Genomic DNA, 23,006 nt, shown 5'->3' on the forward strand with positions numbered 1-23,006 from the left:
AAAAAACGAGCATATTAATATACCACTCCCGAACATAGAAAAACAAGAAACTACTAATCTTAACTTGGATACAATACACTCAAAAAATTCGCCTGTATCAAGCTTTTTGAATGACACTGTACTTAAAGAAGAAAAACAAAATTTAGTAAATGAACTAATAACTGAAGCTAATAAAAACCTACCTGATAGTACGAAAGTAGTAGACGATAAAAAACAAGAAGTTAAAACTGATAATATATTCAATAAAAATTCAGAACCTAAAAAACAAACTATCAAACATAAATTTTATAAGTATTTAAGTAAATTAACAGAAAAGTTGGGATTAAAATCCATAAGTAATTACTTTAAAGATTTAATTAAAGAGCCAAATCTTGAACAAAATATTAATTTAGAAAAAGAAGCAAAGTTAATAGCAGACAAACATCGACTAACAAAATATATGGAACTTAGCGATAATAAAAATAATAATGCCGTATTTAGCGGTAAAAAAACATCAAAGAATATTACTCAATTATAGATTCATTTTACCGCCAATTCAGGTACTGCCTATAAAAAGTTAACTCAAGGTTATCATTCCTGCGAGGCATTGTTGCATGTATACCACCCCGTCATTGCGAGCAGTCGTAGACTGCGTGGCAATCCAGTAAAATAATAAAAAAATTCTGTAAATCAGAATTTTTTACTGGATACCGTGGTCAAGCCACGGTATGACAACCGAGCGTTTTTCAAGAGCCACAAAACAATGCCTCGCAGGAATAACATAGAAAGCCGAGCAACAACCCCACTATTTACTATATCCTTTTAAAATCTCAAAATCTTGCCCTTGAAGAAAAAACTTTTCAGGTAATGTAATTCTTGCTACAAAATTCTTTACACCTTCGCTTTGTAAATAGATTGTAGCTTTAGCATTACTCTGGTCCCCGTTATTAGTGCGAGCTGCAAGCAAGGTTACTATCTGCCGTAATTCTTCATGATTTTGTGGGTAAAGCTGTAGCTCAAATTGTTTATTATTAATTGCATCCTCAATTGATGAAAAGCTTTTTGCCGTTAGTTTTATTCCTCCTTCATCTTTAACTATATCACAATTAACAACTACCAAACTTTTAACATCGAGTAAATGTACATAATCTTTTAAAACTTCCTCACTAAAAATACTAAGTTCAAAGATATTCTCAGGGTCAGAAAGCACAAGCGTCACGAACCTACCTCTTGCCGACATACGAGAATCCTTTTTTTGTATTACACCGGCAAGATTTACTCGGTTAGTACCGTCAGGTAAGTTATTATGTAAATCTGCCGTATTTAAAATATTTAAACGACTAAATATTTCTTGATACTGCGTAAGAGGATGATTAGAGATAAATAAACCCATAGATTCAAACTCATAAAAAGCTAAAGTATTGTTATCGGCATAATCACTTGCTATTAATATATTAGGGCTTAAACTAGAAACTTTAATTAAGCTAAATTGATTCGATTCCTGTTCTGCATGGTATGAAGCCGAATAAGCAAGCAATTTTGAAATACTTGAAAATAATTGCAATCGATTATCATGTAGCTCATCAAAGCAGCCAGATTTAATTAAATTTTCCAGTAATTTACTATTAATAGATTTTGGCGGTAATCGTTCAATAAAATCGGTAATTGATTTAAACGCTCCCCTAGCTAGCCGTTCGTCTGTTACTAACTTACCGAAATTCGGCGTAACTCCCTTAATAGCCCCTAAGGCGAAGATTATTGCACTCTCGATATCATCACGCGAACTTGTAGCGGGATCTTTTAAGTCTTTTTCCTGGATACTGCGGTCAAGCCGCGGTATGACAAGCTTTACACTATGCGGGATGACAGTGTCCGAAGACTTTACACTAAAATATCCTTCAGAAATATTAATATTAGGAGCAATAATTTTTATACCGCTATCTTTTGCTTCTTGTAAAAATAAATTAATTTTATCATGATTATTTAATTCAAGATTTAAGCATGCTACTAAAAACTCTGCCGGGTAATTAGCTTTAAGATATGCGGTTTGGTATGAAATAACGCCGTAAGCTGCAGCATGTGCCTTATTAAAACCGTAACCTGCAAATTTAGCCACGGTTGCAAAAATGGATTTAGCTTGAAATTCCGAAATATTATTAGCAATTGCTCCTTTAACGAAGATTTCTTCCTGCTCCTCCATTTCTTTCTTTATCTTCTTACCCATCGCTCTACGAAGCAAATCAGCAGCTCCTAGCGTATAACCTGCAAGAATCTGAGCAATTCTTTGTACCTGCTCCTGATATATCACCACTCCGTAAGTTTCTTCTAAGATTGGCTTTAATAGCTCATGTAAATAATCAGGCTGTTGTAATTTATGCTTACAAGCTATATAGGTAGGAATATTTTCCATAGGACCCGGACGATATAAAGCCCCAAGAGCTATCAAATCGTGTATAGAATCAGGTTTAAGGCGTCTAAGTGCATCTTTCATCCCGATACTTTCAAATTGGAAAACGCCGACTCCTTTACCTTTACACAACATTTGATAAGTCTTATTATCATCAAAGGTCATATTGTTAAAATCTACTTCTATCCCTTGCTCTTTAAGCAGTTTCTTACAATCGGTAATAACTGTTAGGGTTTGAAGCCCTAAAAAATCAAATTTAATTAAACCGGCAATTTCGGAATATTTCATAGAATAACCGACTACCAGCATATCGGAATTAGCATCTTTATATACCGGTACTATATCGACTAAATCAGTACCTGCTATTACGATTCCTGCAGCATGAGTTGAGGAATGCCTATGCAATCCCTCAAGAATTAACGAAGTATCAAGTACTAGCTTAATTAACTCCGCTTCACCCTCCAAATTATACAGCCCATTACCTTTAGCGGCATTTGCAAGCTCCGGAACTTCACGCATCGCCTGTTCTAGGCTAACGGGATTAACCGCACTAAAAGGTACAAGCTCTGTTAGATAATCAGCAAATTTATAAGGTAAACTAAGTACGCGAGCAACATCCTTAATTACGGCCTTTGCCTGCATTTTACCGAAAGTTATAATCTGTCCTACCCTATTATTACCGTATTTAGAGCGTACATAATTAATTACTTCTTCACGTCTTTCTTGACAAAAATCAATATCGAAGTCAGGCATCGAAATACGTTCGGGATTTAAAAATCTCTCAAATAATAAGCCGAATTTAATCGGATCAAGATCAGTAATAAGCAAGCTCCAAGCAACAACCGAGCCTGCTCCTGAGCCTCTACCCGGACCGACTAAAATACCCTCTTTTTTACTCCATTTAATAAAATCGGACACAATTAAAAAATAACCGGCAAAATTCATATTACAGATAATATCCAGCTCATAATTAAGACGAGCAAAATATTCGGTTTTCAATTCTTCTTGATTCTGCAGCGGAATATTTTCAGATTTAAACTTTGTAGCAAGCCTTGCAAGCAACCCTTCTTTAGCATCTTTTCTAATTAAATCCGTTTCGCTAATATCTTGTGTAGCAAAATTAGGCAGCATCGGCGGGTTTGCATGTGCTGTAAAATAACAACGCTCTCTTAAATTAACGGTGTTTTCGATAGCACTAGGTAGATCAGAAAAAAGCTCTATCATCTCATGCGGTGATCTAAAATAACAATTTTCACTAACTGTTTTACGATCAGGATATTCTTTAGTAACACCGGCTGATATACATAACAATACATCATGTGCATCATGCATGCTTTTTTCGCTAAACAAAACTTTATTAGTAGCAACAAGCGGAATAGCAAGCTCGGCAGCAATTCTAATATAACTATCTTCAATAAACTGTTCTTCCGGTAGATCGTGTCTCATAATCTCAAAATAAAAACGATCTCCTAAAATGTCCTGTAATTTACGTGCAAATAGCATCGCTTGCTCTTCGTTCCGAGCTAGCAAGCATTTTCCGACAATACCGTCGGTATAACAGCATAACGCTATTAATCCCTCTTGATATTCAATTAAATCTTCAAAATCAATGTGATCGCATAGCTTACGATCATTTTTAGTAAAAGTAAGGCTTGATAGTTTGAGTAAATTTTTATAGCCGGTTTCATCTTTAGCTATAAGTAAAATTTGAGCAAAAATATCTATATCGTATTTTATATTTAGAATAACTCCGTGTATCGGCTGCAGTCCTTTTTTTACTGCATATAATGCAAATTCTAACGAGCCGAATAAATTTCCCTTATCTGCCAAACAAATAGCAGGCATTTTATTTGATGAAGCAAGCTCTACTACTTTCTTGATAGTTAATGCACTTTCTAGAAAAGAATAAGAGCTTTGAGTTCTTAAATGAATAAATTCAGGTTGCATTTTTTATTAATGTTATATGGTTTTTTATGTTATCCCTACAGATTTTATGTCATTCCCGCTTACGCGGGGATGACATCGGCAACCTTAACAGGCTAAATTTTACTCCCGACTGCATAATATCTAAAACCGATTTTTTTTATTGCTTCATTATCTATTATATTTCTAAGATCAATGATTATCGGGGATTTTACTAAATCATAAATTTCTTGCCAATTAAGTTCTTTGAATTCTAACCATTCAGTTGCAATAACTATAATATCTACTGATTTACAGGCTTCAGCTACCGAATCTAAATATAGCAAATTTTTATGTTCTAAATTCTTTTTAGCATTTTCAAGACCTATAGGATCAAATGCTTTAACATATACATCTTTATTTAATAAGATCTTTACAATTTCGATGGCAGGACTTGCCCTAACATCATCTGTTCCTGCTTTGTATGTTAAGCCTAAAATTGCTATATTTTTACCTTTTAAATCTCCGTCTAACAAAGTAGCTATCTTATCTACCATATTACTTGGACGCTGCTTATTAATTTTAATTACTGCCTTAAGAATCTTACAATCGATATGATGATTTTCTACAAGATTATTTAATGCTAGAATATCTTTTGGAAAACATGAACCACCAAAACCCGGTCCTGCATTTAAAAAATTTTGACCGATTCTTTGATCAAGTCCTACACCTTTAGATAAATCTTTAATATTACCGCCGATTTTTTCACATAAATCAGCCATCTCATTAATAAAAGCAATTTTGGTAGCTAAAAAGCTATTAGAAGCATATTTAATAAGCTCGCTCGTCACTAAATCGGTAACCACGAACTTTGCACCTTGTTCTATTAAAGGTGCATAAATTTTTCGCAATATTTCCTCTGATTCTTTATTATTTACCCCGATAACTATACGATCAGGATATAAAAAATCTTCTACCGCACTGCCCTCTCTTAAAAACTCAGGATTAGAAGCAACATTAAATGAAAAGCCTTTTGGTTTTAAATAAGCTACAATATTACTGCAACTATCAGGTGGAACAGTAGATTTTATGACTATTAAACAATCTTTATTTATATGCTCGGAAACTCTATCAATAGCATCATAGACATATTTTAAATCTGCTTCTCCCGACTCTTTTGAAGGCGTACCGACCGTAATAAATACTACCTCGGCATTTTGAAGTTCATTATTATAAATATTTGTAAATTTTAACCTATTAGCTTCTAAAGCTTGCTTAAGATACTCATCCAGTTTAGCTTCATAAATCGGTAATATTTGCTTATTTAATTTGGATATTTTAACCTCATCATTATCAAGACAAGTAACATTATGACCTAAATAGCTCATAATAATACCTGAGACTAATCCCACATATCCGCTACCGATAAATGTAATATTCATAATTTTTTGTGATTTTTATATTAAATTTTTAGATTATACGTTATATTCCAAGTGTATACCTCAAAAAGAATAGTATAGACGAAGATCAACTTCAAAAAGAGCAAGGAGTCCATAAGGCGAGAAGCAGAGCGTATACTTAATACGTGAGCATCGCAGAACTTATAGGACGACGTAGCCAATTTTTGAAGCTCTATCTACGTATATAAAGCTTTTATCATATTTCAATAGATTTACAAGCTCAAATGAATTTTATTAAAAAAACCTTTATTAGTATTTTTATAATTCTAATTTCATTATCTTTGGCTATAACTCTAACTGTTTATAGTGCAAATAAAGGACACTTAAATGAACCTTTGAAAAAAATAATTGAATTTTATTTAAGTAAAAATGATATAAAGGCTGTACTACATGATTTAGAATTTAAAGAAAACCGATTATCCATAGATAAAATTTCCTTAAGTCTTATAGATAATGCTAGAGGAGAAATTAATGATTTTAATCTTTTCTTTAATTTCAAAAATTTCTTCTCTAATTCGTTAATAGAGGCTAATTTTAATATTGATAAAATTTCCGTAATCTCAAATAACGATGAAGAGATTATAAACACTTCAACAACCGGGGATTATTCGTTAAATATAATTAAAAAAGATTCCCTAACCGACATACGACTAACTTCAATAAAAAGTGATATCTTAACCGATGAGCAAGAAGCGGACTTACCTCTAGGAAATGCTTTATGCTCATATAAAACCGCCTATTCTAAAGATAATCCAAAGACTGTTAATTGCAAACTTACCTTTGGAGACAAAGCTTTTTTATCACTAAGCGGTATAATAACCGATAAAAATATCGATGCAAGTGCAGCTGCCGCAAATATGCCTTTAATAATTTATCAAACAGTCGAAAAAATTATTCCGGATAACCCTATAATCTCATATTTACGAGAACATATAAAACAAGGTTACATCCAAAACGGAGAATTAAATATTAAATTAGATAAAAAATTTTTAAAAAAAAATATTTTAGTAGAAGATAATTTAAAAGCAAATTTACATATCTCGAATTTTGAATATAAATATCATACAGATTTACCGCCTTTGACTAAAGTTGATACTAATATAATCATTTCAGGACCGGAAATAAAATTTCTAATTAATGAAGCATATAGCGGTAAAAGTGTTGTTTCAGACGGCATTATGACTTTCAAATGGGAAGGACCGGATAAATCACAATTTATTTTTAATGCTACTGCTAAAGGTGAAATTAACGACTTAATTGCCTTTGTTCCAAATGATGCCTATCAAAATATTGAAGCTCAAAATATTGATCTTAAAAAAATCAAAGGAACGGCAAATTCAATAATAGAGCTAATAATTCCTATTAGCCCCAATATCCCTAATAGCTATAATGTTTTGTCGACATTAACAAATATCTCTTTTAACGCCTTAGACAATAATATCCTATTACAAAACGGTGAAGCCAAAGGTAGCTTTAAAGACAACAAACTAAATATTAACGGTAAGGGTAAAATTAATAATTATGCAAGCAGCTTTACTTATGATCATGATATATCAGATAAAAATAATGAGTGTTTACTTAAAATAAAAAGTAATATTACGGCAAATAATCAAAGATTTGGAGTATTTAAATTAATTTCAGGCAGCAGCATTTTAAATTTTGAGTATAAAAAACAGCATAATAATGAGAGTTTTATTACCATTAATTCTAATCTTGATAATTTAGAATTCTATATAGATAAAGTATCTATTCATAAAAAATTATATAAAAAAGCTAATTTATATTTATATACTAAATTAAATGATAAAAATTTCGATAGAAATCTTGAATTTAACCTGTCGGGGCAGGATAATCTAAAAATTAACGGTAATGCCCTAATTAAGAAAAATATTTATAATATTAATCTAGCCTCTGTTAAACATAATCATACGGATTTAAAAGGAAAAATAATCATAGATAACCATAATCTTAATACGGAACTTTATGGAAGCGGATTAGATTTATCAAATGCTAATATGATGCAGTTTTTAGAAAAAGAGGGAGATTCTACACGTAATATTAATTTAAAAACTAATATATCAAAAATATTTTTAAAGAATAATATAATTCTAGGTAATCTTGATTTAGCAATTAAATGTGATAAAGTGCGGTGTTTCTCCGGTTTTCTAAATGCTAATATTGATAATAAAAAAGTTAAGATGTCGCTTACCGCTAAAGACACTTTTGAACAATGGCTAATTGAATCCGATAATGCCGGAGCATTACTTAAGGGACTTGGAATGTATACCACTATGCAAAACGGTCAGATTAACATCAACTTAAATACAAGAAGATATGAAGTAAAAAAAGGGGAAATAGTGCCGATATTAGACGGCAAATTTTCTATAAAACATTTTACTGTAGTCGATACTCCTTTTTTAACACGGCTTGTTTCCTTTGTTTCGTTGCCAGGTTTTCTTAGTTCAATAACTAATAATAAAAATATTTTATTTGAAGATATGACCGGTAAATTTAATTATAGAGGAAATATAATTACAATTTTCGATACGGAAGCACATGGACCGTTCTTTGATTTTACTATGAAAGGTAATATTGATACCAAACAGCAATTAATTACGGTTAAAGGAAATGTTATTCCTTCCTTTTTCTTAATCAGCACTATTGTAACTAAAATACCGGTAGTCGGTAAAATATTTTCCAAAGTAGCACCTTACTCCTTAAAAATGAACTATAAATAGTTATATTCCGTGTACAAAAAATTATATTTAATCGGTATTTTACTTTTAGGCTTAATTTCCGGTCTTACGTTTAATTTAATTTTTTTCACAGTTCCATATCAATTATCCGAAGCAAAATACACCACTGATATAATAGGCTCGATATCACTAGCTGCTTTTCCGTATTGCTTAAAGGTCATATGGTCACCTTTTATAGATAAATACTCTATACCTTTTTTATGTTCTAAATTCGGTCACAGGCGTGGCTGGGCATTGGTATCACAAATATTTTTAATCCTAGCGATGACAGGGTTCTTAAAAGTAAGCCCTTGTAATAATTTATATATTACTGCAATTATCTTATTTATTATTTCATTCTGCAGTTCTACGCAAGATATTGTACTTGACGCATATAGAATTGAGAGACCTACATCTAAAGAAGAGCTTTCAATGGCTTTTACCTTTAGTAGCATAGGGTTTCGTTTAGGTATGTTACTTGGCAGCGTCGGTGCTTTATATTTATCAATTATTTTCGGCTGGAATACAGTATATAAATTTGCTTTATTTATTACTGTAGTTGGTCCTATAGTAATCTTATGTATCAAAGAACCGAAACCTCAAGAAAAACGTCATACGACTACTAATTTAATAGGATTACAACAATATTTTGAAGTTATTAAAAAAAGTATTATATCTTTAAAAAATGATGCCTGTGAAATGAAGAATGGTTATACGAAGATCAACTTGGAAAAGAGCAAGGAGTCTATAAGCCGAGGAGCGGAGCGTATATTAATACGTGAGCATCCGAGGTCTTACAAAGGCGACGTAGCCAATTTTTCAAGTTCATCGAGTATACTGCTAATTATGTTGTTTGTCTTTTTATATAAAGCTGCGGATTCTATACCTATGGCTATGAGTTCGCCTTTATTTCTAGATTTAAGTTTTACTACTCATGAAATTGCCGTTATTTACAAAGCTTACGGGTTACTAATCATGATAGTCGGAGGAGCCTTAGGCGGAGTTTTAGCTGCAAAAATGGGTATATTTCATAGCGTCTTAATTGGTGGAGTTATTCAATTATTGTCGCCTCTTATGTTTATGATTCTTGCAACCATCGGCTATGATATAAGGATATTTATAATAACAGTTACAGTACAAAACTTTTGTGCAGGCTTTGCAGGAACTATTATCTCTATCTATTTTGCTAGTCTTTGCAATAGTGAATTTGTTGCCACGCAATATTCTATTATTGCATCTTTTAGCTCTCTTAGCCGTATTATTCTAGCTAGCCTTGGCGGTATTTGTGCAAAATATCTTACTTGGTCTATATTCTTTTTAGGTAATACTCTGTTTAGCATATTATTTATACCGATATTTTATAAAATATATAGAAAGAAACTAGACTTTGTGAATATTTCTAAAAAGATATGACAATTATTAAAAAAGGTTTATAATATTGATATATATACTTCTGCAAAATGAAGAGTCAAAATTTTTATGAAATTATATAGTTTTCAAGAACATTTATTAGAATTAAAAATAAGACTTCTTAGAATATTTACTGCTTTTATAATTATATTTGCTATTTGCTATTATTTTAGCGACAATATTTATAGTTTTTTATTAAAACCGCTTGCTAAGCTAAGCGGTGATACGGTACGAAATATAATTTATACAGGGCTTACAGAAGCATTTTTTACCTATATTAAACTTGCAGCTTTTACTGCTTTTACTATTATTATACCTATAATTGCTTTGGAGTGTTATTTATTTATCAGCCCAGGGTTACACCGCCATGAAAGAAAAATTATCGCTTTTATTCTTTTTATGTCGCCTATTTTATTTTGGTGCGGTAGTATTTTTGTTTTTTACTTTGTAATGCCGAAAGCTTGGAATTTTTTTCTTAGTTTTGAAAAACGTGATATGATAGTATCGATAGTTTTGGAAGCAAGAATTAGCGAGTATCTAAATTTAGTTATTCATTTAATTATTGCTTTTGGAGTTGCTTTTCAACTACCGGTTGTGATAATAATATTAAATATACTAAAAATAGTTAAGGTACAAACACTTAAGCAAAAAAGACGCATTGCCGTGGTAATTAACTTTATTATTGCAGGAATATTAACGCCTCCTGACATTTTAAGCCAGTTTGCTCTTGCAATACCGCTACTTTTATTATATGAAACTTCAATAATGATATGTAATTTTATAGAAAAACCGAGGACACTAAATGTTAAATATCAAATGGATTAGAGAAAATCAAGAATTATTCGATGAAAAGCTTAGCCAAAGATTTATTGAACCTATGTCTAGTAAAATTGCTATGCTCGACGGAGAGAAAAGAAAAATTACGAGTTTAATTCAAGAATTTCAGCATGCACGCAAGATAAAATCAAAGATTTTAGGTAATATGGCCTCTAAAAGCGGCGAAGAGTTTGAAGGGCTACAAAGAGATGTCAAACATATAAATGAGAAGTTGGAAGAACTTGAACAGGATCTAAATAATAATAACGAATTAAATGAACTATTAAATATGCTTCCTAATATTCCGGACGAAGAAGTACCTTACGGAATGGATGAAAGTATGAATAAATTAGTTCGTACTTACGGAGAGACAAATCCAAATGCTTTGAATAAACAGCATTTTGAATTAGGTACAAAATTAAATTTAATGGATTTTGAACAAACTGCTAAAATTTCTGGAGCTAGATTTGTAACGTTAAAAGGTGATTTAGCAAAGCTAGAACGTGCTTTAATTAACTTTATGATTGATGTTCATACTAAAGAGTTTGACTTTTTTGAGATATCACCTCCGGTATTAGTTCGAGATAATGCTATGTATAATGCAGGACAACTACCTAAATTTGCCGAAGAGTCTTTTGCAACAACAAATGGTTATAGACTAATTCCAACCGCAGAAGTATCTTTAATAAATATAGTCGCCGATACTATTATACCAAGAGAAAAATTACCGATGCGTTATGTTGCTTACACCCCGTGCTTTAGATCAGAAGCAGGTAGTAGCGGTAGAGATACAAGAGGTATGATTAGATTACATCAATTCGGTAAAGTTGAGCTAGTATCTATTACTACCCCTGAAGAATCAAAAAATGAGCATGAATATATAACTAATGCATCAGAGACTATTTTACAAAAACTGAATCTTCCTTATCGTGTTATGTTACTTTGCACCGGAGATATGGGATTTGCGGCAAAAAAAACCTATGATATAGAAGTATGGCTTCCGGGACAAAAGCAATATCGCGAAATTGCTAGCTGTTCTAATTGTGGAGATTTTCAAGCACGTAGAATGAAAGCAAGATATAAGGAATTCGGCAGTAACGAAACTACCTTAGTCCATACTTTAAATGCTTCAGGATTACCTATCGGAAGAACTATGGTTGCAATACTTGAAAATTATCAGAATGAAGATGGATCAATAACTATACCTGATGTCTTGATAAATTACATGGGAGGATTACAAAAAATCACTACATATAGTGAATAATTGTTTATTAAATATAAATAATAAGGTAAAGTTTTGTGATATACTCGTTTAATTTAGAAAATTGGCTATGTAGTGTAGAAGATGCGGTTGCATGAGTTGATTTTTCCGTTAGTCACCCCGTGGCTTGACCACGGGGTCCAGTTTATAATACTAAAAATTAGTATTATAAGTTTTTTGCTGGATACCGTGGTCAAGCCATGGTATGACACAGTATACAAAACGATAATTTAAATTCAGGTTATTTGTGTTTAGTGATTTACGAAAATTTGACAAAGATATATATAATTATAATGCTCCTAATTTTATACCTATAGCATGTCATTATAATGAAAATACTTTACTTACCAAAGACGGTAAATTACTACAAATTATAAAAATACACGGCATTAACTCAGAGAAAATAAGCGATAACATACAAAATTTACGTGAAATGGTTAGAGTTTCTATAAAAAAGAATATAACCGATTATGATTTTGCTTTTTGGCTACATACAATACGAGAAAAACAAAATTTAGATGATTCCACTCCTTACAAAAAATTATTACCGGCAAATATTCATGCACTATGGCAAAGAAAAAACCATTGGAATGATAAATTCGTTAATACTTTATATATATCTATAGTACATGATTCTGCTAAAGTTGACATCAAAAATTTTAACTCTTTAATAAATTCTTTATCTAATAAATTAATTACTGATTTTGAAAATAACTACTTAGATTCAGCTTTTCAAAAACTAGAAAATATCACTAATAATATTTTAAACGATTTAAACGAATTCGGTGCTGAGAAACTCGGCATAATATTTGAAAATGATAATGTTTTTTCTAATCCTTTATTTTTATATAATCGAATAGCTAATCTTAATAATAATGATTGTTTGGTACCTATAATAGATTTATCCGATGCACTAGGTAGAAGTATTTATACAATTAGCAGCGATAAAATGGTAGTTACGGATCATGAGAAAAATAACAAATTCGCTTCTTTACTATCTATAAAAGAATATCAAGAAACTCCTTCTAATACACTAGATAAATTTTTACAGTTACCGATTGAATTAATAATAACTGAAATATTTTACTTTGTTAGCAAAAAACAAGTAATATCCAAATTGCGTGGTCAAGATCATATTCTAAAAATTACTAACGACTCAACTTTACTTAATCATAAAGGGATTAATAAGCTTGATGCATCTAATTTAGATTTTCAATTTTGTAATCAGCAAATTTCAATTGCCGTTATAGAAGAAGATGAAAATAAACTAGATGCAGCCGTAGCTAAAGCATCAACCGAACTTTTTAAACTTGGTATTATTCATGTAAAAGAAGATCTTAATATTGAGCAAATATTTTGGTCGCAATTACCTGCTAACTTTGCCTTTATCCGCAGAATGTCACCATTATCCGTAGAATATATTGCTTCTCTTACCGCTCTTCATAATACTACACTCGGTAATCAATATAATCCTTGGGGTAAGGCTATAACTTTACTGCGAACCGAGAAAGGTACTCCATATTTCATGAATTTTCATGATAAAACGAATAAAGGTAATACTTGCATCTTTGGTACGGAAAAAACCGGCAAAACCGTATTATTGAACTTTCTAATATCAGAATCAACTAAATACGATCCAACAATAATTTATATCTCTAATAATAATGATTCTAAAATTTTTATCGAGTCAATAGAAGGCAAATGGCTAGAACCGGACAAACAAATTATCAATCCATTTTTAGTAGATGATACAGAAAAATCACAAGCCTTCATTTTAGAATTTTTAAAATTAATCAGCGGTCATTATATTTCACCTCTTAGCGAAATAGAGATATCATTTCTAGAGAAATTAAAAAATAAAATTTTATCAATTGAAAAAGAAAAACGTATTTTTTCTGATATTTTAAAATTAGAAGATTTTAAAGAGGAAGGAGGAATACAAATACTTGATAAACTTAAAGTTTTTACCGAAGGACAATTATATTTCGGATTATTTGACGGACCGTCTCTTAACATTGAAGAAGGGAAAGTTATAGGGTTTAATTTATATAAACTTTCTGATGAGCCGTTTTCTAAACAATTTTACCCAACGGAGAGAAAATTTTTAGAACAATTTAATAATAATTTAAAGAAACATCAAGCTATTTGTGCAGGAGTAATTTATGCTTTTACTTATCATTTAAGCATAGTTGGCACAAAACCTAAAATATTTGCTGCCGATAATTTTGATAAACTTTACAGACCTGAAGTTTATTATGATAATATAAATTTAATCTATAATAATTTATCTCAAAATAACGGTATTTTCGTCAGTAATTTCAATTTTATTTATCTTAAGTCATATCCAAAATATACTATAAAACCTTGGCTTGATTTAATTAATACTAAAATTATTCTACCGTCTGACGTTAAAATAGAAGATTTAGATAAAATTTTAGGTTTAAGCGAGCCGGAAATACGAAAATTATCACAGCTAATACTTTCTGCAAGAATGTTCTTAATTAATAAGGATAATGAATCGATAGCTTCTGAATTAAGTATTGCCGCTTTAATAGGAATTGTCCGTATTTTATCAAGCAGACAAGAGGAAATGGATATTTATAACAAAATACTTGAACAACACCAAGGTCCTCCGGATAATTGGATTAATTACCTATATAATGAGTTAAATACGGACTGAGGTGAATAGCTACTAAAACCATTGTCATTGCGAGACGGTGTTGCATGCGTGGATACCTAAATCGTCATTGCGAGGAGGCGTTGTTGCGTGGACCGATAAAACCCAATGCGTCACCCCGTGGCTTGTCCACGGGGTCCATAAAAACAATACCTTGCGAGGAGCGAAGCTTTGTTGCAATCTAGTTTTAATTTCATGAGATTGCCACGCTCCTTACAGTCGCTCGCAATGACGGAAAATTGGTCCATGCGGGCGATGCCTTCTCACAATGACAACAAAACAACGAACATAAAGAATACTCAAAGTGTTAAAAAAATATTTATTATTTTTCTTATTTTCATTTTTCTCATTTAATGTGCAGGCATCTATTTGGGGTGATATAGGTGAATGTATTACTGATCCATGTAATTGCGGACAAAGCGATAGAACGGAAACTTGGAATAGAGGCAGCAAAAATGAAGTAAAAAGAGGACCCTTTAAACCAGGCACATTATGTCCTCCTTGGAATAAAAGCGACGGTCGTGATAGTGATACTTGTTTATTAAAATTTGATTACCCAGGCACATTTATCGGTTTTTTACTCAATAGATGTGCGGAAGAAGCCCCTGATAGTAGTTACTTTACTCCAAAAATTCGTATTAGAGTTCAAAGCTGTAATGCTGCCGCTTGTTGGAATCAAAACTCTACCTTAAATTGGGATGGAGAATGTGTATTATGGCCTACGGGTTACGGTCTACCTCTAACTAGAGTCTGTGCTAGAATTGCCGTACCGGATATGCCTCCACCTCCCGGAATAAACGCCACACCTTCCCCTGCAGATCCGGGTTATACCGATGGAGTACATCTCAATAAAGTCGGTTATACAGAAACTGATAATAAGATAATAGGTGTAGACGGAAAAATAGTTACTTTAAAATCTCCTAAACTTTGTGCTTATAGCGACCCTGGACTTGTTAATCTTGTTTCAGATTCCGGGGTACATCTTGATCCGATGGACTGGAATCCTAATCGTCAACCTCTTCATCAAACTAACGAACTTAGTCCTATTGCAAAAGTATTAAAATTTTTAGTTGACACAGTAAAAGGAGTAAGTTTATCAAGTTTATTAGGGCAGCTTCTTGGTATGATAGATCAAGATTCAGAATTTATAAAAGTGCTTAGATCAATACTTGATGCAATAGGAGAGATTTTTAATTTTTTTCCTAGTTTAATAATAACGGTTATTGAAAAACTCGGAGCATTAAACGGTTCTGTAGATAGCTATTCTTTTGGTTGTGTACAATTACCTTTAGGACCTTTTCCACCGCCATATTGCCCAAATTTAGATTATATTAGCATTAATGCTAGTGCTAATAATGTATGTAGCATAAAAGATGCAAGCGGCAATTTTGATCAATCTTCTACTAGTCCGGCGTGTGTAGTGCCGTCTAATATTAATGTTAAAAACAATATTGTTAATAATACCATACGTGTTAGCTTTAGCAATCTTGTTCCACTTTGCACAGGATCAAACTCTGACCTCAAAACTTGTGTAGAGCCACGTAATAAAGATTTTTCTTCAGCAAAAATTACTCATACTAATACGGCTTTTAAAGATTTAATTAAATCGTGTAAGAATACTTCAGGCAGCACTCCATGTATTAATACAGATATATCTACGCCATGTAGTGTTACGGCTAACGGTTGTAATGAGGGATTTAGAATAGTATATTCGCAGAAAATTGGAAATGTAGAAACACCTAGCGATTACTACATAAGCGATATACCGGACTGTCCAAGTTCTAGTTCAACTACCTGCCAAAAAGTATGGGGAGTTAATATAGGCGAATTTAAGGATGTAAGCATAAAGTTTCCTAAGATACAAGGGCAAGATACAAATAGCTTAATACCTATAAAGACAGATGTCACCCTAAAAGACAATAACGGTAAAGATAGAAAACTTTATGTCTCTATTAGTAATACCGAAGACGATAAGCAAAATCCTAATAATATTTGCTTATTTGAGTCCGGTAATTTAATAGATTGCGTACCGAGAGTAAATCATTCTTATAGTCTAGCTGCTTATGAATGTTCAAGACAATATGCCGGAATTACCTGTACTAATAACAATGCTAACGATGCTTATTATAAACCGCAATTCATTGCTTCAGTGCAAGTAAGAGAGAAACAAACAGATGGGACTATTAACATTATAGATGAAACAAGCACTCTTGTAACACCGTTAGCATATGCCGGATCTCCACCTCCCAACCCCACGGACACAGAAAGTATAGTAATGCTTGCCGGTTATAAGTATAGTTCTTCCGTTGCGTTTATACCTAAAGATCCACCAAAAGATCCGACAAATGATAAATATATTGCTATGCCGTTTTCAGGAGAAAATGCTCTAAATCAGTTGACTATTCACGGTAAATATAAAGACGATAGAGAACCTTATGATAGCAATGGAAAACCTGACTCAAGTGCGGTATATTTAAAATATTTAGAATATATAAACGGTAAATATATCCAAGGTGGAACGCATGCCTGCTTGATACCGAAAAATTTCCAACATTGTAATCCTATGCCGATTCCTACTTTACCTGATGGTTCACCTATTCCCGGTTACAATAATGACTCGATAAATTGTGTACTTGCTAAACTAAACAACAACAATACTATAAATTGTAAGAATTTTAAAAATACATATAGCCTTAAATATCCAAACCTTGGTTTATGCAGCAAAGATATAAATACAAGTAGCTGTACTCTAAAAGAAACAGTGGAAGGTATTACTATTTATGCTTGCAATATAAATAATATTCCAAGTAACTGCTATACTAATAATAATAGCCCTAATACTCCAGTATGTGTTTTAAGTAGGGATTATAAAGATAGAGTCGAGCCAGGACCTGACAAAGGACCAAAATTAGTACCGTTAGATGATAAATCAAAATATTATACAGTGACATATACAGCAGGAGATGAAAACCATCCTCCAGAGCCGACATATAAAGCTGAGACTGAGGATGTAAGAGATAAAACTTGGCAAGAGCTAGATCTTTGTGCTCCTATATTAGTACCTACTTGTGCTAAAATTCCTAGCACCGCCGATGCTCCTTCCGGTAGCACCCACGGTAATGCAGAATGGGATGAAAGCGATATAGGTGAACTTGCAATAGGAAGATGCCCGACGAATTGGATAGTTATTGATCCTAGTAAACCTTTAGAACGCCATTGTTTATCATATTTTGATAGAAAAGTTGTTGAATTTGAACATTTAGGTCAAAATGTCGGTTGTAGAGAATCTACAGGATTGCCTATAAAAGTCGGTTATAACGACTTTCCATCAAGCCAATTACCTGAGACTCCTTATAATCCGGTAACTAAAATAGGTGACTATATCTTAAACAAAAAACCGGTGCCGCAGGGGAGCATTATGGCATTTCCAAAGGATGGGGCATTTATAGATGCAACAAATAAACCGGACAATACAATATTGCATAATGTAGAATTCAAAGTAACTTTAGATGCAATAATGGACGATATTGAGTATTTTGAAGTAAAAGATTTATGGTATGATGATTGCACATTAATATATGTCAACGGTCAAAAGCTACTTAGCCTCCCTACTGACGTTAATTCTCTAGATGAAAAAAGGTACTGTAACAATGGAAATGACCAAGGTCAGGCATTACAAGCTAAGAATTTACCGATTGATATAAAGCGTTATTTAAAACAAGGAGAAAATACTATTAGATTCCAGCTAAGAGTTATGTTTGGTGGGGGGCTATATTTCCACATGCAATATAAAATGAAGAGATAAATAAATGAGTTGGGTTATTTTTTATACGGTAATCGCTGCTTTACTGGTTCTCGATTTGGGAATAGTACACAAAAAAAATACCGTAATGAGCTTTAAAGAAAGCGTACTTTTTAGTCTTTTCTATTTTGTAATAGCTTGTTTATTCGGTATCTATGTTTACTATAATACGGAGGCAGAACATGCTCGTGAATATTATACTTGCTTTCTCATTGAGAAAGCTATGTCCCTTGATAATATTTTTGTTATCTCTATTATTTTCCAATTTTTTAAAATTCCCGGGAAATATCAACATCGTGTTTTATTTTTTGGTATAATAGGCGTAATAATATTCAGAGCCATAATGATTTATGGCGGTATTATTCTTATAAATAAATTTGCTTGGTTATTATATATTTTTGCCGTAATACTTATTGCTACCGGTATAAAAACTTTTTATGTATCACATAAAACTTTTGATATACAGAATTCTTATATCTACAAGTCAATAGTAAAAAATCTAAATATTACTCCTAATCTTGAAGGGGATAAATTTGTTGTTAAACGTAATAACAAACTATATTTTACCCCTCTTTTTATATCTCTAATACTGATAGAAGCAATAGATTTAGTCTTTGCTATAGATAGTATACCGGCAATATTCGCAATTACTAATGATATTTATATAATTTATACTTCAAATATTTTTGCTATTTTAGGGCTTAGAGCGTTATTCTTTTGTTTAGCAGAAATTGTAGAACGTTTCAGTTATATAAAATATTCTTTGGCTTTAATTTTAATATTTATCGGATTTAAAATATTTATTCATCATTATATAGCAATTCCGGCATATGTTTCGCTCATTGTAACTATTACTTTATTACTATTTGGTATAATTGCTTCCATAATTAGAAAAAATATGATTGACCATTAATAAAGGGGGTATATAATATTTTTTTATTTTTTAAGCAATTATAATGACTAAATTACTAAAATTATTTTTTATTACTATCATCATTTTTAATAACATTGCTTTTGCAAAAGAAACAGGGTTCTATATAGGAGCAGAAGGCGGAATAGTTGAACCGGTCGTTAGTAAATTCCGACATAAACACTCAAATACCGAAATAATTTTAAAAAAATCAAGTATGTATAGCGGAAAAATAGGCTATATAATATATCCACAGATAGCTATTGAATTCTCAGCAACTTATCAACCTAAATATCGTCTGCATTACGTATTACCTCAGCAAAATTTAAGTAATGGTCTCACTATTCCTAAAACCCCGGGTAATACTAAAGTATTATCAAATATATATATGCTAAATCTTATTTATGATTTAGAAAAAATAAAAACTTTCACGCCTTTTGTAATACTTGGAGGTGGAATAGCACAAGTAAAAGTTAAGCCTACCTCCTCTAGATGGAGTGTTATAAATGGTGATTATTTTAAAGTAAGAAGAACTCATAAAAATTGTGTTGCGTGGCAAGCAGGTCTTGGAATCTCACAAGATGTAACTTCAAATTTAAGTATTGATGCAACCGCAAAATTACAAACGGCATATAGAGTAAGAATTAATTATGATACGCTTGATATGAAAACAGGACAATTCGTTCCGGCAAATCCTATCAAAAAAACTATAGCCGTTGGAGAATTTGGTGTAGGATTTACTTATAGATTGCCATTTTAAGAATTCTGTGAAATATTTATATGAAAGCATCGTCAACGTCATTGCGAGAAAATTGCATAGCAATTGTACGTCCGCAATCTCAGGATATTTGACGAGATTGCCACGTCGCTTTGCTCCTCGCAATGACGTTATGATACATACGAAAATCAACTATATAAGGAAAAAATATGTCCTTAAAAGCTACTAACTCTTCTTCTACCCCTAACGGTCATGATAAGACAGCAAAAACTACCAAACCTGTTCCGAATGGTGCGGTTTCAAATCATAACACTTATGATGAAGTGCCGTATGAAAGCTACCCATATGCTCTTACGAATCCTTATCACTTAAGTACACTTGCAACTCTTTTCGGTGTGAATGCTCCTGAAGTCGAGAATGCAAAAATATTAGAGCTTGGTTGTGCAGCGGGCGGTAATTTAATACCACATGCAGTTCTTTATCCAAAAGCTCATTTTGTTGGGGTTGATTTGTCTAAGGTACAAATTGACGAAGCAAATAAAAATGTTAAAGAACTAGGATTAAAAAATATAGAGTTCCATCATTGCTCGATAACCGATATTGATGATTCTTTCGGTAAGTTTGATTATATAATTTGCCATGGTGTAATTTCTTGGGTACCAAAAACCGTTAGAGATAAAATTTTTGAAGTTTGTAATAAAAATCTTAGTCCAAACGGAATAGCATATATTAGCTATAATACCCTCCCTGGCTGGAATATGGTCCGTACTATTAGAGATATGATGATGTATCATTCTAGCTCATTTGCAAATGTCCGTGATAGAATAGCTCAATCTAGATTGTTACTAGAATTTGTTAAGGATAGCTTAGAAAACTCTAAAACCCCTTATGCAGAAGTATTAAAAACCGAAGCAGGGCTACTTGCTAAACAAACCGATCATTATTTACGTCATGATCATCTAGAAGAAGAAAATGCTCAATTCTACTTCCATGAATTTATGAATGAAGCAAGAAAACACAATTTACAATATTTAGCCGATTGTAATCTTTCGACTATGTATCTTGGTAATATGCCGCCAAAAGTAGTAGAACAGTTAAAAGCGGTGGACGATATAGTTAGAACTGAACAATATATGGATTTCATTACAAATCGTCGTTTTAGAACCACTTTACTATGTCATAGTGATATGAAAATTAATAGAAATATTAATAATGATGATATAACGAAATTTAATATGATCTTTAATATAGTGCCTGAAAAGCCGATTAAAGAAGTAGATCTTAATAATGCTTCCGAAGCCTTAAAATTCTTCTTAAACGGTAATAAAGATTCTAATTTAACAACTAATTCGCCTTACATGAAAGCTATTTTATACACTTTCAGCGAGAATCTAAATAATACGTTAAGCTTTGAGAAAATAACCTCTGAAGCCAATAAAAAGCTACATAGTACTAAATTAAACGAAATTAAAGCTGAGCTTTTAAATAATGCAATGAAGCTAGTACTACAAGGTTATATTAGTATTACAAATCAGAAGCATCGAAATAACCCTGAGCTTGATAAGCCTAAAACAACAAAAATGGTGATACATCAAGTAACCCATACACCTTCTATGTGGGTTACAAATTTAAAACATGAACCGATCGGCGTTAATTTCTTTGAGAAGTTTGCACTTAGATATATGGACGGTAAACATGATAAAAAAGCAATCATTGAGGCTGTACTTGGTCATGTAGAAAAAGGCGAATTAACTTTAAGTAAAGAAGGTCAAAAAGTAGAAAACAAGGAAGAAATACGCAAAGAACTAGAAAGCTTATTTACTCCGATGATTGAGAAATTTTCTTCTAACGCTTTGTTGATTTGATTGTTACGGTGTCATACCGTGGCTTGTCCACGGTATCCAAAAAACAATTAAAAATACATACTAGTTTAACATTTTTTACTGGATACCGTGGACAAGCCACGGTATGACATTATATAACTCATGTTCATATTTTTTTATTTATTTGCAACATTAATAACTATCAGCAGCTTATGCGTTGTTTTAAGCAAAAATTCCGTATATTCGGTATTATGGTTAATTTTTGCATTTATCAACGGTGCAGGACTTATGATTTTGCTTGGAGCAGAATTTTTAGCTATGATGCTGATAGTGATTTATGTTGGAGCTGTAGCAGTATTATTCTTATTTGTGATAATGATGCTAGATATGCATTTTAATAAGACAATAACACAGTTAAAAGAAAATCTTGCTTTAAGTATTTTTATAGCTCTAATAATGTTTGCTGATTTAGTAACAATTATTTTACTTGGTACTAAAAATATTAATTTCATTTCAGATGTATCGTTTACCATAACAAATAATATCTCAAATACTAAAGCAATAGGTAACGTGCTTTACACCGATTTTATGCTACCGTTTCAAATGGCGGGGCTTATTTTATTTGTCGCTATGATTGCATGTATTACATTAACGCTAAAGAAGCGTGAAGGAGTAAAACATCAAGATATTACAAAGCAACTCTCCCATAATAAAAGTAATGTTGTATTGATGACAAAGCCTACTCTAAATAAAGGTGTCGAGAATATTAAATATGAATGAATATATTTCGCTTAATCATTATTTAATCTTAAGCAGCTTAGTTTTTACTATTGGGATGTTTGGATTATTTATGCATCGCAAAAATATTATCAATATATTAATGTCCATTGAGTTAATGCTGCTTGCAGTTAACATAAATTTTGTTGCATTTTCCATATATATGCAAGAATTATCAGGACAAATTTTTAGTATTATAATCTTAACCGTAGCAGCTGCCGAAACCTCAATAGGGCTTGCGATATTACTAATATATTTCCGTAATAAAGGCTCAATTGAAATCACTGACATTAATCAGATGAGGGGATAAGATGTATCAAAATCTTGCC

14 protein-coding genes are annotated in these 23,006 nt (G+C 31.9%); 12 read left to right on the plus strand and 2 right to left on the minus strand.

Annotation, left to right across the window (positions count from 1 at the left end):
* Nucleotides 1-316 precede the first annotated feature (316 nt).
* Nucleotides 317-517, plus strand: a complete 201-nt coding sequence (locus ACE38Q_RS05390) for a hypothetical protein (protein WP_039595571.1) — start codon at nt 317-319, stop codon at nt 515-517.
* A 267-nt stretch (nt 518-784) separates the two neighbouring features.
* On the opposite strand, the gene dnaE is transcribed toward ACE38Q_RS05390, so the two are convergent.
* Together dnaE and ACE38Q_RS05400 are read right to left on the minus strand one after the other, a co-directional pair.
* The gene (gene dnaE / locus ACE38Q_RS05395; protein WP_500190373.1) at nt 785-4,333 is read right to left on the minus strand and encodes a DNA polymerase III subunit alpha; all 3,549 of its coding nucleotides are present in this window, start codon (nt 4,331-4,333) and stop codon (nt 785-787) included.
* Between the two features lie 92 nt (nt 4,334-4,425).
* Nucleotides 4,426-5,730 carry a UDP-glucose dehydrogenase family protein gene (locus tag ACE38Q_RS05400; protein ID WP_500190374.1) on the minus strand — a complete coding sequence of 435 codons (1,305 nt, stop codon included), beginning with the start codon at nt 5,728-5,730 and terminating at the stop codon, nt 4,426-4,428.
* 242 nt (nt 5,731-5,972) lie between these two features.
* Here ACE38Q_RS05400 and ACE38Q_RS05405 point away from each other — a divergent pair, with 242 nt between their 5' ends.
* From ACE38Q_RS05405 to nuoK, 11 genes are all read left to right on the plus strand, one after another.
* Complete coding sequence (locus tag ACE38Q_RS05405) at nt 5,973-8,486, plus strand: transporter AmpG 3 (protein ID WP_500190375.1); 2,514 nt, start codon at nt 5,973-5,975, stop codon at nt 8,484-8,486.
* 9 nt (nt 8,487-8,495) lie between these two features.
* Nucleotides 8,496-9,896 (plus strand): MFS transporter, encoded by a 1,401-nt coding sequence (locus ACE38Q_RS05410; RefSeq protein WP_500190376.1) that lies wholly within the window; start codon nt 8,496-8,498, stop codon nt 9,894-9,896.
* Between the two features lie 66 nt (nt 9,897-9,962).
* Nucleotides 9,963-10,718, plus strand: a complete 756-nt coding sequence (gene tatC / locus ACE38Q_RS05415) for a twin-arginine translocase subunit TatC (protein WP_500190377.1) — start codon at nt 9,963-9,965, stop codon at nt 10,716-10,718.
* Entirely contained in the window at nt 10,696-11,973 is a 1,278-nt protein-coding gene (serS, locus tag ACE38Q_RS05420) for a serine--tRNA ligase (protein WP_500190378.1), read from the plus strand. Before tatC ends, serS begins: the two co-directional genes overlap by 23 nt.
* Before the next feature lie 244 nt (nt 11,974-12,217).
* Nucleotides 12,218-14,650 (plus strand): VirB4 family type IV secretion/conjugal transfer ATPase, encoded by a 2,433-nt coding sequence (locus tag ACE38Q_RS05425; protein ID WP_500190379.1) that lies wholly within the window; start codon nt 12,218-12,220, stop codon nt 14,648-14,650.
* 301 nt (nt 14,651-14,951) lie between these two features.
* Nucleotides 14,952-18,452, plus strand: coding sequence for a hypothetical protein (locus ACE38Q_RS05430; RefSeq protein WP_500190380.1), 3,501 nt, complete (start codon nt 14,952-14,954; stop codon nt 18,450-18,452).
* A 4-nt stretch (nt 18,453-18,456) separates the two neighbouring features.
* Entirely contained in the window at nt 18,457-19,362 is a 906-nt protein-coding gene (locus tag ACE38Q_RS05435; RefSeq protein WP_500190381.1) for a TerC/Alx family metal homeostasis membrane protein, read from the plus strand.
* A gap of 43 nt (nt 19,363-19,405) precedes the next feature.
* Entirely contained in the window at nt 19,406-20,119 is a 714-nt protein-coding gene (locus ACE38Q_RS05440; protein ID WP_500190382.1) for an outer membrane protein, read from the plus strand.
* A 167-nt stretch (nt 20,120-20,286) separates the two neighbouring features.
* A complete protein-coding gene (locus ACE38Q_RS05445) occupies nt 20,287-21,942 on the plus strand; it encodes a methyltransferase regulatory domain-containing protein (protein WP_500190383.1) in 1,656 nt (551 codons plus the stop codon).
* 120 nt (nt 21,943-22,062) lie between these two features.
* On the plus strand, nt 22,063-22,680 hold the full coding sequence (locus tag ACE38Q_RS05450) for an NADH-quinone oxidoreductase subunit J (RefSeq protein ID WP_500190384.1): 618 nt from the start codon (nt 22,063-22,065) through the stop codon (nt 22,678-22,680).
* Entirely contained in the window at nt 22,673-22,987 is a 315-nt protein-coding gene (gene nuoK, locus ACE38Q_RS05455; RefSeq protein ID WP_011271556.1) for an NADH-quinone oxidoreductase subunit NuoK, read from the plus strand. Before ACE38Q_RS05450 ends, nuoK begins: the two co-directional genes overlap by 8 nt.
* Nucleotides 22,988-23,006: the final 19 nt, after the last annotated feature.

It is taken from the genome of Rickettsia endosymbiont of Thecocarcelia acutangulata (genome assembly GCF_964263195.1).
Lineage (GTDB): Bacteria > Pseudomonadota > Alphaproteobacteria > Rickettsiales > Rickettsiaceae > Rickettsia > Rickettsia felis.